Genomic DNA, 13,050 nt, shown 5'->3' with positions numbered 1-13,050 from the left:
ATTGGAACATCTGGAAGTTTTTTTCTGTTCCTTATGTTCTATGTGTAATATAACACTTATTATTAGCGCTGTCAACCGTCGAGTGCTGATTTCACAAAAAGTTCACAAAAAAACCTCAGCGACTAAAATAGAGTCATCACTGAGGTTTTCATAATTAAAGAGGAATGTTCATGGCCTGCAGTTCCCGCATGGGCTGTATCCCTCGTCCAGGACCTCCTGCCGGCTTCCCACAAAAGACCTCTTGTTTTTCTCCTTCATGTCCTTCACGCTGCCGCAGTCCGGCAAATGAAACTTCTTCGTGTTAGTATTCAGGATATATTCCCTTGTCTCTTCACCGGCTGCACCCGCCTGATTCGCATCTGTCTCTGCCTTATCCGGCTTCTGATCAAATATGATTTCTCTCCCGTCGCTGCGGGCAATAAGCGTCCCCTGAATATCCGTCCGGTAAACCTCTGCCCCCTGCTCGGAAAGCCTCTCAAGCACCGCTTCTTTGGGATGTCCATAGGAATTCCCGGAACCGCAGCTGATAACTGCTGCCGAAGGGGCCACCGCTTCTAAAAAGGCTTCTGTAGTTGCGGTATCCGAGCCATGATGATTGACCAGATATACATCCGCCTCCACATCGACCCCTTCTTCCAGCACGTCTGTTTCCGAAGCTTCTCCCATATCTCCCCCGAAGAAAAATTTATTGCTCCCGGCAGACACCACGGCGCTGACGGAATTGTCATTCTCATCTTCATAGTCATATTTGACCGGGCCGGTAATCCGGATGAGAGCGGAGCCAAACGTGTAGGTCTCCCCGATCCGGGGGTGCTGCTCCCGAACGGATCTTTCCTCCATGATCTCCGTATAAGAGCGGTAGAGCTTTGTATCGGCCTCGTAATCCGCGGACAACACCTGATTTACAGAAAACTGGTGAAGCACGCCGATGACGCCGGCCAAATGATCCGCGTCATAATGCGTGATCACGACATAGTCCAATGTTTCTACTCCCTGCTTTTTCAGATAGCTGACCACGAACGACGAATATTCATTGACGCCTCCGTCTATCAGCACATAGTGTCCGTCCGATTCCAAAAGAGCAGCGCTTCCCTGTCCCACGTCCAGGTAGTGGACAGCCAGATCTGCCTCTTCCCGGCTGTCCTGCGCCTGAGCATCCGCCAAGGGGCTTCCTGCGTATGTGGATTCCTGTTTTCCGCAGGCGTTTAACGTGCCAATCAGCAGGATTATGGAAAGGGCCGATAATAAGCCTCTCCAAATTGTTATCCTTCGTTTAGTCCTCATATAGTTCTCTCAATTCTTCTGTCTACTTTTCGTCTTTTCCCACTGCCTCCAGCGCCGTATGGGCCTGTTTGAGCATCTCACGGATTGGAAGATGGTAAGGACAGCGTTCTTCACAGGCTCCGCAGTCCATGCAGGCATCAGCCTTTACGGCCTGGCTGTCGTATCTGGATTTTGACCACGCCGCCAGATCATACCGCCTCAGATACCCGGCAAATAAAAACACATTGGGAATGGCGATTCCTGCCGTACAGGGCGCGCAGTAATTGCAGCGCCGGCAGAACTGAGTCCCCAATTCCTTTTCAAGGGCCGCCATCTCCTCTTTCTCCCGTTCGCTGAAAGGCGCATGGTCATCGGCCGCCGCCGCGTTTTCCTCCACCTCGCTGACCGCGGCCATACCCGGTATCGCCACCGTCACCGCCGGATTCTGTAAGATGAATCTCACAGCCAGAGAACCGTTTTCAACATTTCCGCCTGCCATGGGCTTCATGGCAATAAAGCCAATGTTCTTCTCCTGACAAAGGCGGATATATTCCTCTCCCTGGCGCTCGACCACATTGTAGGGAAACATGATAGTCTCCACCCAGGGAAGGGTAAGAGCTTTCTCAAACACCTTGGGAGAATGAGCCGTAACACCGATATGGCCGATCTTTCCCGCCCTTCTGGCCTCCTCCAGGGCTTCTAAAGCGCCGCCTTCTGCCATGACGGCCTCCAGCTGTTCCATGTTGGGATTATGTACCTGGTAAAGATCGATATATCCAGTCCGGAGATTTTTTAAGCTGATATCGATGTCCCTCTCCATCTCTTCTTTGGTCCTGGCCATGCTCTTCGTCGCCAGGACGAATTTTTCCCGCACTCCTTCCAGAGCCTCTCCCAGAAATCCTTCACTGACCGAATAAGCCCTTGCCGTATCAATGAAATTCACACCCGTGTCCAAAAGGCTCTTCACAATCTTCTTCGTCTCCGCGGCATCCACTCTCTGCAGCGGAAGCCCTCCAAACCCTACTCTTGAAACCTTCAGACCTGTCTTTCCAAGCTCTCGGTATTCCATGATCTCCCTCCCTTTCCTGCCCATCCATCCGGGCTGATAAACAACGCCTTCCCTCCATCTATGAGGAAACCCCAGCATCGTGTACCTCCTGCGGGGGCCGCTTTTAATATAAAAAGCTCCGGCCAGCCGGCTCACTGCCGGCGGCCAAAGCCTCGTTACTTATTTTGCTGCGTTTATTCTGGCCAGAGCACGGCGAAGGGCCATTTCTGCCCTTATCACATCCATTTCGCCTCCCTGAGACTGGATACGCTCTTCTGCCCGTTCTTTTGCTTTCTTAGCCCGCTCCAGATCGATTTCCTCCGGCCATTCCGCCGCCTCGGCGAGAACCGTCACCTTATCCTTGAGGATCTCCGCAAAACCTCCGTGGAGCGCCGCCTTTTTCTTTTCTCCTCCAGGCCGGTGGATAATAAGAATACCCGGGGACAGGATACAGGTGGTGGGCACATGCTTCTTATAGACGCCTATGGCCCCCTCTTTGGTATTCATCTCCACCATTTCTACCTTATCCTCATAGAACACCCGGTCGGGCGTGATCACCCGCAGGTCAAATAATTTCTCGTCTGCCACCGGAACACCCCCTTAATTTACACGAGCAAGTACGTCATCGATGTTGCCCGCGTTGAGGAAATGACTCTCAGGAATATCGTCATATTTGCCTTCGATGATCTCCTTGAAGCCCTGAATGGTCTCAGAAAGCGGCACGTAGCGTCCTTCCAGACCGGTAAACTGGCCGGCCACAAAGAACGGCTGAGACAGGAATCTCTGTACTTTCCTCGCCCTGGACACAGTCAGCTTCTCTTCCTCAGACAATTCATCCATACCCAAGATTGCGATGATATCCTGCAGCTCATTGTATTTCTGCAGAATCTCCTGCACCCCTCGGGCTACTGCATAATGCTCTTCTCCCACGATACGGGGATCTAATATCCTGGACGTGGATTCCAGAGGATCCACGGCCGGATATATGCCCAACTCCACGATGGAACGGGAGAGCACGGTGGTAGCGTCCAAATGAGCGAAGGTCGTAGCCGGCGCCGGGTCGGTAAGGTCATCGGCCGGCACATAAACTGCCTGTACGGAAGTAATAGAACCGCTCTTCGTGGAAGTGATACGCTCCTGAAGAGCGCCCATCTCCGTCTGCAGCGTAGGCTGATAGCCCACGGCCGACGGCATACGGCCAAGAAGCGCCGATACCTCGGAGCCTGCCTGTGTGAAACGGAAAATATTATCAATGAACAGCAGGACATCCTTGCCGCCCTTATCTCGGAAATATTCCGCCATGGTAAGGCCGGTCAGCCCCACTCTCATCCTGGCTCCCGGCGGTTCATTCATCTGGCCGAAGACCATGGTGGTCTTATTGATTACGCCTGATTCCTGCATCTCGTAATACAGATCGTTGCCCTCACGGGTACGCTCGCCTACGCCGGTGAAGACAGAATATCCTCCGTGCTCCGTCGCGATATTCCGGATCAGCTCCTGGATCAGTACTGTCTTTCCCACTCCGGCCCCTCCGAAAAGGCCGATCTTCCCGCCTTTTTGATAGGGACATAGAAGGTCCACTACCTTGATGCCTGTCTCCAGAATCTCCGTATCTGTCGCCTGCTCCTCAAAAGAAGGCGCTTTCCTGTGAATGGGAAGGCGTTCCTCTGTTTTAGGAGCTTCTTTATTATCTATGGGCTCTCCCAGGACATTAAAAATCCGTCCGAGAGTATTCTCGCCCACAGGCACCGTGATGGGGCCGCCTGTGGCCGCCGCCTCCATGCCGCGGACAAGTCCGTCCGTAGAACCCATGGCAATGCACCTGACCGTATCATCGCCCAGATGCTGGGATACTTCCACAGTCAGATCCGTCCCGTCACTCCTCCGCACCTTGATCGCCTCATTGATATCGGGGAGTTTTCCTTCACTGAACTTGATATCCAGGACGGCACTGATGATCTGGGTGATTCTGCCGATATTCGTCTCTGGCATTCCTTGTTCACTCCTTTTCCTAAATTTTTACATCCCGCAGCGCATTTTTCTGACCGCCGTTTTCTCAGTTCAGAGCCTCTGCGCCAGCGATGATCTCGGTCAGCTCCTGCGTGATAGAGGACTGTCTCGCCCGGTTATACTGCAATGACAGCTTATCTATCATTTCCTCCGCGTTGCTCGTCGCCGAATCCATGGCCTGCATCCTCGCGCCGTTCTCACTGGCGATGGACTCCAGCATTCCGCCGTAGATCAGATTATATACATAGCCGGGAATCAGGGCATTTAAAACCTCTTCCTCATCCCCGTCATAATTCATCGGGCACTCCCTGTCCCCGGAACCCGCCTGCCCCGCTGCCAGCTCTTCCTCCGAAAGTTCGATGGGAAGCAGCTTGATGAGCCTGGGTTCATGGCTGACCGTATTCTTGAATGACGTATAAGCCAGATAGATCTCGCCGACCTCACCGCTTTGAAAAGCTTCCAGGACCGCCCGGCCTATGGCCGCTGCATCCGCATAAGAAGGCTCCTCGATCACGTCAGAATAATCCCTGGCAATACCATACCCTCTTCTCACAAGGGCGTCCCTGCCCTTGCGGCCGATGGCATACAGCTTCACCCGTCCCGGTTCCAGATTCGCAGTGACTTCCTTCACAATGTTGGAATTATAGCCGCCGGCCAGCCCCCGGTTGGAGGTGATGGCTATGACCGCCTGCTTATCTGAGACTCCCTTCTGGAGATAAGGATGGCGCACATTCTGAGTATGGGCCAGAATCGAGCAGACCGTACTGTAAGTCAGATCAAAATAAGGACGCGTGTTCTCCGCCTTTGCCCTGGATTTCTGCAGCTTAACTGTAGATACCAGCTTCATTGCATTGGTGATCTGCTGAGTGCTCTGGATACTGGATTTCCTTCTCTTGATCTCGCGCATTGTAGCCATAAAATCACCTCAGTTCAAACTGTTCCTTAAATTCAGAAACAGCCTTGGCCAGTTTTTCCTCCAGTTCCGGAGAAAGCGCCTTCTCCCTCCGGATAGCTTCAGGAAGCTCCGGATATTTTGTATCCACAAATTCAAACAATTCTTTTTCAAAACGCAGGATCTCATCCACCGGGATATCCAGCAGATACTTCTTAGTCGCCGCGTAAATGATGATCACCTGATATTCCACGCCCATGGGCTGATACTGCGGCTGCTTGAGAACCTCCCGGATACGCTCGCCCTGGGCCAGCTTTTCCTTGGTGTCTGCATCCAGCTCAGAACCGAACTGTGAGAACGCCGCCAGCTCACGGAACTGGGCCAGCTCCACACGGATGGGCGCTGCGATCTTCTTGATCGCCTTTATCTGCGCCGCGCCGCCCACTCGTGACACAGAAAGACCCGCATTGATGGCGGGGCGGAATCCCGCGTTGAACATCTCCGTTTCCAGATAAATCTGGCCGTCGGTGATGGAAATCACATTTGTGGGAATATACGCCGATACGTCGCCGGCCTGAGTTTCAATAATGGGAAGCGCCGTAAGGGAACCTCCTCCCAGTTCGTCGGACAGCCTGGCCGCCCGCTCCAGAAGCCTGGAGTGCAGATAGAATACATCGCCTGGATAGGCTTCTCGTCCCGGCGGCCTGCGCAGAAGCAGGGAAAGCGTCCGGTATGCCGTCGCATGCTTCGACAAGTCGTCATATACCACCAGCACATCCTTGCCGGCTTCCATCCATTCCTCACCGATGGCACAGCCGGAGTAGGGCGCAATATACTGTAACGGCGCCATTTCACTGGCCGTCGCCGCCACTACCGTGGTATAATCCATAGCCTGATATTCTTCCAGGGTCTTCACGATTCCCGCAACCGTAGACGCCTTCTGCCCGATCGCCACGTAGATGCAGTATACGCCTTTTCCCCTTTGATTGATAATGGTATCAATGGCAAGAGCGGTCTTACCCGTCTGCCTGTCTCCTATGATCAGCTCACGCTGTCCTCTTCCGATGGGCACCATGGCGTCAATGGCCTTGATCCCTGTCTGAAGAGGGGTATCCACCGATTTCCTGGTGATGACGCCGGGCGCCACACGCTCAATCTGGCGGTATCTGTCCGCATGGATAGGGCCCTTCCCATCGATGGGCTGGCCAAGGGCATTCACGACACGCCCCAGCATTCCGTCTCCCACAGGCACTTCAACTACCCTGCCGGTGGTCTTTACTGTATCCCCTTCCGCAATGTTTCTCTGGTCCCCCAGAAGCACGGCGCCCACATTGTCCTCTTCCAGATTGAGGACCATGCCATAAACCTCTCCTGGAAATTCCAGAAGCTCGCCCTGCATTGCTTTTTCAAGGCCGTGGATACGTGCGATTCCGTCTGCGACCTGGATGACCGTGCCCACGTCGGACACCTCCAGGCGGGAGGAATATCTCTCAATCTGCTCTTTGATGACAGAGCTGATTTCTTCCGGTCTTAAATTCATGGAGCTTTCGCACCTTCTTTCTATTGATATGATCGCAGGCCACTCAGCCCAGCTGAATCTTCATGAGCTCTTTCTTCAGCTCATACAGCCTGCTCTTTACACTGCTGTCCACCACGCGGTCTCCAATCCGGATGACAAGACCCCCGATAAGGCTCTCATCGACGCGGAAATTCATCTCAAACGCTTCATACTTGGTGGTTTCCAGCAGTTTCTGTTCAATCTGCTCTTTCTGTTCATCGGAAAGCGGCGCTGCCGAGGTCACGAAAGCGATTCCTATCTTTTTATACTCCTTTACCTCACCGATAAAATAAGAAAGAATCGCGTCCAGCTCATTCTGGCGCCCTTTTTCGATGACGACTTTCAGGAACCCCGTCATCTCCGCCGATACGCGGCCCTTAAATACGGACTCCATCACCTCAAGCTTCTCTTCCTTGATGATATTCGGATGATTGAACAGCTTCAGAAGCTTCGGATTATCCGAAAGGATCTCCCGGACGGCTTCCGCTTCCGCAAACAGTCCGTCCACATTCTTCACATCCAGGGCTGTTTCAAAAAGCGCTTCGCCATATGTCTTTGAAATCAGCTTTGCCATGTGTCATCACCTATTTCCTTTAACGTCCTTTCTATCAGCTCATCCTGGATCTTCACATCCATGGATGCCTCCACGGCCTTTCCGGCCATCATGGACGCAATGGTTATCATTTCCTGCTTCATATCATCCAGGGCCTTTTTCTTTTCCAGCTCCGCCTCGCGGCCGGCCCTTTCAATAATGCGGGCTGATTCTGCTTTGGCGTTTTCCAGAATCTCTTCTTCCCGTTTTAATGCCTTCCTTCTGGCCTCCGCCAGAATCGCTTCTGCTTCCTTGTCGATATCCTTTATCCTTGCTTCATATTCGGTCTTCAGCCCCGCCGCCGTCCTTTTGTCCTCCGCGGCAGTATCCAGATCCGTCCGGATCTTCTCCGAACGCTTCTCCAGCATATTGCGGACCGGATTAAAAAGCAGATATGACAAGGCGAAAAACAGGATGAAAATGTTGACGCCCAAAAGCAGGGCGTCATGGATCAGCTGCAGGTCAAGCCCCAGAATCCTGGTATACTCTTCCCCGCTGGCCGCCAGAAAATTCCCCGCTGCCAATATCGCTCCCAATGTTCCGCCTCCTCTCTTCCACTCCCTGAATGGAGTCTCCTATCCTCTTTATTTAGAAAGGTTTCACGAACATCAGGATGAATGCGACTACGAGGCCGTAAAGACCGGTAGTCTCCGCTACTGCCTGTCCGAGAAGCATGGTGGTCGTAATATCGCCCTTCGCTCCCGGATTGCGTCCAACTGCCGCCGCCGCATGACCGGCCGCGATCCCCTGTCCAACGCCGGGTCCTATGCCGGCGATCATCGCCAGACCTGCGCCAATTGCTGAGCACGCATAGATTAAATCCTGTCCTGTAATCATAGTAAATCCTCCTTCAATGTTTTGATTCTCATAACTTTAGATTTTTCATTCTTTCTGCTCTCACATCTTATCGTCCACATACACCATGGTCAGCATGCAGAACACATAGGTCTGGATACATCCGGAAAACAGATCCAGATACGCGTGCAGAAATGCCGGTATCCCCAGCTTTGCGATTACTATCGGTATGATCCCATACCACAGCGCCATTATGATGGTTCCGGCCAGCATATTGGCAAACAGACGCAATGACAATGATATCGGTGTTGCGATCTCGCCTATCAGGTTGATTGGAAAAAACAAAGGTATCGGCTCAAACAGCGCCTTGAAATGTCCCGCTCTCTGACATTTGATCCCGTTGTACTGGATCAGTACAAATGTTATCAGACCCAGGCAAAGCGTCACTCCGTAATCAGCCGTCGGCCCCCGGAGTCCCAATAGCCCGGAAAGGTTGCATATCAATATGAACAAAAACAAAGTGCCGATATAGTTCAGGAACTTTTTCGGCTTTTTCATATTGGTGCTGACCATTTTTCCCAGCATTTCCACTATCATTTCCACCGCGTTCTGGAAACCGGTCGGGACTTCCTTCGCTTTCTTCATACAGCGGTTGGCTGCAAAGGCAAATATCAATATGACGACTGTCACGATTATCATGGACACATGGGTAGTCGTAAGCCAAAACGTATGTCCAAACAGCTCATAGCTCACCAGCCCATGGATGGCAAAATCCGCTTCACAAAGAATCATTCTCATGCTCTCACCCCTTTCTTATTAAAGTAGGTTTTCTATCTATCCTTCAGCCTTCGGAATCCAAATCTTTTCCGAAACGGCAGAAAGCCTTATGGATGAGCGGTCTCAAATATACCCCCAGCTTAAGTGTGAACAGGCCTGCCAGAATCGCCAGCATATCAAACCAGCCTGAGCTCCAGGCGGCTAAAAGAACGAAAGCCCCTGCAGCGACTCGTATTATATAAGACCGGAACGCATGGTTCTTCGCGGTCTTTTCCTCCATCATATCAATGGAGGTCTCCAGAGTGACGCTCATATGAAGGAAATAACCGGCCGCCATCAGGACTCCCAATAAGAATCCTAAAAGAATTCTAACCTGCGCTCCCCAAAATATCAAAATCACGGCAAGTCCCAGTATTCCCCAGAGAAGTATACCGAGGACCACTTCTTTGACCACCTGGCCGGCGTATTTAATCATCGTCTTCCTCCTCGCCGTCCTCTTCGTCCGGCCTGACCGCTTTCTTGGCCAGAAGATACGCGCTTCTCGCCCCGGCCAGTATTCCGAGGAGCAGAAGCGGCAGGGTAAAATACGTAGAAAACTTTTTATCCAGCCATACGCCCAAAAGCACGCACAGGATGACCGGCGTAAGCATGGTAATGCCGAGCTGGCTCACCAGAGCCAGGCAGCGCACCAGTTCCCGATGCCTTTTTTTCATGCGACCACCCTTCCATTGCCGCAGGAAGCCGGCAGCCCCCGCGTACACCATAACATTATATCATCTAAAAATCCTGGATTCAATGAACAAAAAGCCCCATTTGTCGTACAAAAAGTCCTCTGGACCGTCTCCTAAACGATAACTTCCAGTTTTCTTCCCGTGCGTTTATAGGGCACCAGTTCCACGCCCGCCGACAGCAGCATCCGCTTGGACGCACGCACCGCCGGAGTGTCTCCATATTTATCATCCGCATAAATAATCATTTTAATCCCACATTGTATAATCGCTTTCGCACATTCATTGCACGGAAACAATGTCACATAAAGCTTGCTGCCCTCCAGACTGCCTCCGCGGTAGTTCAGTATGGCGTTAAGCTCACTGTGCGTACTGTAGAAATACTTCGTCTCATAGGGATCTTCACAGCCTTTTCCCCAGGGAAATTCATCATCAGAGCAGCCCTTTGGGAATCCGTTATATCCCATGGACAAAATCTTATTGTCCTGGCTCACGATACAAGCGCCCACCTGGGTGCTGGGATCCTTGGAACGCATAGCAGAAAGCTCCGCCACTCCCATAAAATACTCGTCCCACGAAATGTAGTCCTTCCGCTTCTCAGTCATGCCCGACACCTCGCTTTCTTTCGTATCATCCGCCTGCCGGTTCAGTCTTCGATCTTGCTGATCCGTCTGGCGTGGCGTTCATCACCGGAAAACGGCGTGTTTAAGAAAATGTCCACGATCTTAAGGGCCAGCCCGGCTCCTACTACGCGGCCACCCATCGCCAATATATTCGCATCATTGTGAAGTCTTGTCGCTTCTGCGCTGAAGCAGTCCGAACAAAGGGCCGCGCGGACTCCCTTGATCTTATTGGCAGTAATTGAGATACCGATGCCTGTCCCGCAGATCAGGATTCCTTTTTCACATTCTCCGCCGGCCACCGCATGGCCCACCAGCTTCGCGTACTCCGGATAATCCACTGCTTCTTTGCTAAAACATCCAAAGTCCTTATATTCCAGATGGTTCTTCTCCAAATAGGCGATAATTTCCTGCTTCAGTTCATATCCTCCATGGTCACATCCCAACGCTATCATTCTCGGTCTCCTCCTTGAATATTATTTCTGCTGCAACTTTTGTCAATAGGTCTATATGTTCATAGCATGCCCCATAATCGGCCAAAGTACCGCCCAAAGGTTCAACAATATCTCCTTCCTGGCCGGTAAACTCCCTCAGCGTGAAAATATTGGGCATCTCCGGGAATCGCTCTTTCACCTGATGCTTTTCAGCCGCAGTCATGGTAAGCACCAGGGTGCCCGGAATAAAATCCTTCCGCTCCAGGGGCTTCGCTTCTTCCTCCAGAAGCTCCAGATGGTGGCTTTTTAAGATCGCGACGGTTTTTTGGTTGATGGGTTCCGGAAATAAGACCACCAGGCCCCTGGAGGCCACGCTGATCTCTCTTTCTCCCCGGATGCCCTCAAATACAGCCGCGGCCATATTACTCAGGCAGGTGTTGTCCGTACAGACAAACATAATTTTCTTCACCCTTGCCATTCCATCACTCCTGACATTCCACTATTCTGTGGCCCGCCGCCTTGATCAGACGGTTCATGATCGCTCCGCTTAAAGGATAGTCCTCAAAGCTCTCAGAAAATATACAATCCACCTGTTCTTCGTCAAAAGCGCGGAGCACATCATAGAGATTATGTGCGATCGTCTCTGGATTCCGCCTGGATCCCACACATTTTTTCACAGGCGACTCATAAAGCCCTATGGATTCTTCCGTACAGATGACCCCGGCTTTTTTTCCCTCTGAAGCCGCCTTTTTCAGCGCCGAAGAAATAGCGGCCGCGGAAATCTCCGGCCTGCCCCGAAAAATGGTCAGTTCCGCTTTCGGCGCATAATGCCGGTATTTCATGCCCGGCGCCTTAGGGTGGACTCCCGGCGCCATCTGTCCCATACTGGCCTTATCCAATTCTACTCTTCCGGTAATACGGCGTATCATATCCATGGTGATATACCCAGGACGCAGCACCGTAGGAATTCCTTCAGACATATCTATAATCGTAGATTCCAGTCCGATTCCCACCTCTCCGCCGTCCACGATCATATCAATCCTCCCATCCATATCTTCTATAACATGGGATGCTTTCGTAGGACTCGGCCGGCCGGATTTATTGGCGCTGGGCGCCGCGATGGGCACGCCCGCTGCCGAGATAATGCCGTTTGCTACAGGATGGCTGGGCATACGAACGGCCACCGTATCCAAACCGCCGGTGGTTTCATACGGCACAGCCGCCGTCTTTTTCAATATCATCGTCATGGGACCGGGCCAAAAAGCCGAAGCCAGCGCCCTGGCTTCCTCCGGTATCTCGGCCGCCAAAGGTTCCAGCTCCTCCATACGGGCGATATGGAGGATCAGCGGATTGTCAGAAGGACGTCCTTTCGCCTCATATATCTTCGCCGCGGCTCTGGCATCCAGCCCATTCGCCCCCAGGCCGTACACCGTTTCCGTGGGGAAGGCCACAAGCCCTCCGCCCGCCAGGATGCGGCCCGCTTCCCGGACAGCCTCCCGGCTTATATTGGATTCGTCTATTTTCACCACTTTTGTAATCATCATAACCTTTAGTATAGCATCGTTGCTTCAAAATGGAAAGACTACTCTTTCAAATAGTTCAGAATTCCCTGACACACTGCTTCCGCCACTTGTTCCTGATATTCCTCCGAGGTCAGCTTCTCTGCCTCGTCCCAGTTGCTCAAAAATCCACATTCCGCGATAACGATGGGGCAGGATACATGAAGCAGCATATAATAATCCCCGTTGGCCTTAGCCGAACGTTTTTTATTGCTGCTGATCGTCTGGTTAAAGCTGTTTTGGATGGCTTCCGCCAGCTGTTTCCCTTTCTCGGAGCTTTTATAATAGAAGACCTGCGCTCCCTGAATGGCTCCGTCACTGTAACTGTTCTGATGGATGCTGACCACAAAATCCGCCTTATTCTTTTCAATGATCTCGCATCGCTTGTTAAGATCCGCCACCTTCTTATTGCTGTCTCCGGAATTGTAAAGACCGTTGTCGTCCTCCCTGGTGAGAATGACCTTCTCAGCCACTCCTTCTTTCTCCAAAAGGGCTTTTACCTTCAGAGTGACAGCCAGATTGATTTCTTTTTCCAGAGCGTTGTTGATGCCCACCTTGCCTGGGTCATCGCCCCCATGTCCGGCATCCAGTACAATAACCGGCAGCTTCCCGCTCTCGCCGGACACCTCCGTACCTCCCGCTTTTTTCCAGATTCCCGCCAAAGGGCCTGTCAGCATGAAGACCGCCAGCAGCAGACAGATACCCATCACAAACTCCACACACTTTTTCAAGGTCAAATCCCCCGAGCTAATAGTTCCTTATACTATATGCCCG

17 protein-coding genes are annotated in these 13,050 nt (G+C 52.1%); all 17 read right to left on the bottom strand.

The window, feature by feature from the left end; translation table 11 throughout:
• Nucleotides 1-168: 168 nt before the first annotated feature.
• Complete coding sequence (locus H9Q78_RS09375) at nucleotides 169-1,284, bottom strand: ComEC/Rec2 family competence protein (protein ID WP_249301229.1); 1,116 nt, start codon at nucleotides 1,282-1,284, stop codon at nucleotides 169-171.
• Between the two features lie 22 nt (nucleotides 1,285-1,306).
• On the bottom strand, nucleotides 1,307-2,410 hold the full coding sequence (locus H9Q78_RS09370; protein ID WP_330595130.1) for an aldo/keto reductase: 1,104 nt from the start codon (nucleotides 2,408-2,410) through the stop codon (nucleotides 1,307-1,309).
• Nucleotides 2,411-2,491: 81 nt separating this feature from the next.
• Nucleotides 2,492-2,899 (bottom strand): ATP synthase F1 subunit epsilon, encoded by a 408-nt coding sequence (gene atpC, locus H9Q78_RS09365; protein WP_147595373.1) that lies wholly within the window; start codon nucleotides 2,897-2,899, stop codon nucleotides 2,492-2,494.
• 12 nt (nucleotides 2,900-2,911) lie between these two features.
• On the bottom strand, nucleotides 2,912-4,303 hold the full coding sequence (atpD, locus tag H9Q78_RS09360) for a F0F1 ATP synthase subunit beta (protein ID WP_249301226.1): 1,392 nt from the start codon (nucleotides 4,301-4,303) through the stop codon (nucleotides 2,912-2,914).
• A gap of 64 nt (nucleotides 4,304-4,367) precedes the next feature.
• The gene (atpG, locus tag H9Q78_RS09355) at nucleotides 4,368-5,237 is read right to left on the bottom strand and encodes an ATP synthase F1 subunit gamma (RefSeq protein WP_249301224.1); all 870 of its coding nucleotides are present in this window, start codon (nucleotides 5,235-5,237) and stop codon (nucleotides 4,368-4,370) included.
• A gap of 4 nt (nucleotides 5,238-5,241) precedes the next feature.
• Nucleotides 5,242-6,753 carry a F0F1 ATP synthase subunit alpha gene (gene atpA, locus H9Q78_RS09350; protein ID WP_147595376.1) on the bottom strand — a complete coding sequence of 504 codons (1,512 nt, stop codon included), beginning with the start codon at nucleotides 6,751-6,753 and terminating at the stop codon, nucleotides 5,242-5,244.
• A 43-nt stretch (nucleotides 6,754-6,796) separates the two neighbouring features.
• Entirely contained in the window at nucleotides 6,797-7,345 is a 549-nt protein-coding gene (gene atpH, locus H9Q78_RS09345; protein ID WP_249301223.1) for an ATP synthase F1 subunit delta, read from the bottom strand.
• The gene (gene atpF, locus H9Q78_RS09340; RefSeq protein WP_249301222.1) at nucleotides 7,333-7,899 is read right to left on the bottom strand and encodes a F0F1 ATP synthase subunit B; all 567 of its coding nucleotides are present in this window, start codon (nucleotides 7,897-7,899) and stop codon (nucleotides 7,333-7,335) included. Before atpF ends, atpH begins: the two co-directional genes overlap by 13 nt.
• Nucleotides 7,900-7,951: 52 nt before the next feature.
• Entirely contained in the window at nucleotides 7,952-8,200 is a 249-nt protein-coding gene (gene atpE / locus H9Q78_RS09335) for an ATP synthase F0 subunit C (protein ID WP_147595379.1), read from the bottom strand.
• Nucleotides 8,201-8,260: 60 nt separating this feature from the next.
• Nucleotides 8,261-8,956, bottom strand: coding sequence for a F0F1 ATP synthase subunit A (atpB, locus tag H9Q78_RS09330; RefSeq protein WP_330595129.1), 696 nt, complete (start codon nucleotides 8,954-8,956; stop codon nucleotides 8,261-8,263).
• 43 nt (nucleotides 8,957-8,999) lie between these two features.
• Entirely contained in the window at nucleotides 9,000-9,410 is a 411-nt protein-coding gene (locus H9Q78_RS09325) for an ATP synthase subunit I (RefSeq protein WP_249301220.1), read from the bottom strand.
• On the bottom strand, nucleotides 9,403-9,648 hold the full coding sequence (locus tag H9Q78_RS09320) for an AtpZ/AtpI family protein (RefSeq protein WP_249301218.1): 246 nt from the start codon (nucleotides 9,646-9,648) through the stop codon (nucleotides 9,403-9,405). The genes H9Q78_RS09325 and H9Q78_RS09320 overlap by 8 nt, the downstream gene beginning before the upstream one ends.
• A gap of 131 nt (nucleotides 9,649-9,779) precedes the next feature.
• A complete protein-coding gene (locus tag H9Q78_RS09315; RefSeq protein WP_249301216.1) occupies nucleotides 9,780-10,268 on the bottom strand; it encodes a deoxycytidylate deaminase in 489 nt (162 codons plus the stop codon).
• Between the two features lie 41 nt (nucleotides 10,269-10,309).
• The gene (gene rpiB, locus H9Q78_RS09310) at nucleotides 10,310-10,738 is read right to left on the bottom strand and encodes a ribose 5-phosphate isomerase B (RefSeq protein WP_249301214.1); all 429 of its coding nucleotides are present in this window, start codon (nucleotides 10,736-10,738) and stop codon (nucleotides 10,310-10,312) included.
• On the bottom strand, nucleotides 10,719-11,195 hold the full coding sequence (locus H9Q78_RS09305; protein ID WP_249301213.1) for an arsenate reductase/protein-tyrosine-phosphatase family protein: 477 nt from the start codon (nucleotides 11,193-11,195) through the stop codon (nucleotides 10,719-10,721). The genes rpiB and H9Q78_RS09305 overlap by 20 nt, the downstream gene beginning before the upstream one ends.
• Before the next feature lie 4 nt (nucleotides 11,196-11,199).
• Nucleotides 11,200-12,258: an L-threonylcarbamoyladenylate synthase gene (locus tag H9Q78_RS09300; RefSeq protein ID WP_249304804.1), complete on the bottom strand. Its 1,059-nt coding sequence runs from the start codon at nucleotides 12,256-12,258 to the stop codon at nucleotides 11,200-11,202.
• Between the two features lie 41 nt (nucleotides 12,259-12,299).
• Complete coding sequence (locus tag H9Q78_RS09295; protein WP_408635204.1) at nucleotides 12,300-12,983, bottom strand: N-acetylmuramoyl-L-alanine amidase; 684 nt, start codon at nucleotides 12,981-12,983, stop codon at nucleotides 12,300-12,302.
• Between the last annotated feature and the right edge of the window lie 67 nt (nucleotides 12,984-13,050).

Source organism: Qiania dongpingensis (genome assembly GCF_014337195.1).
Classification (GTDB): Bacteria; Bacillota; Clostridia; order Lachnospirales; family Lachnospiraceae; genus Lientehia; species Lientehia dongpingensis.
This window is presented reverse-complemented; position numbering and strand designations above follow the sequence as displayed.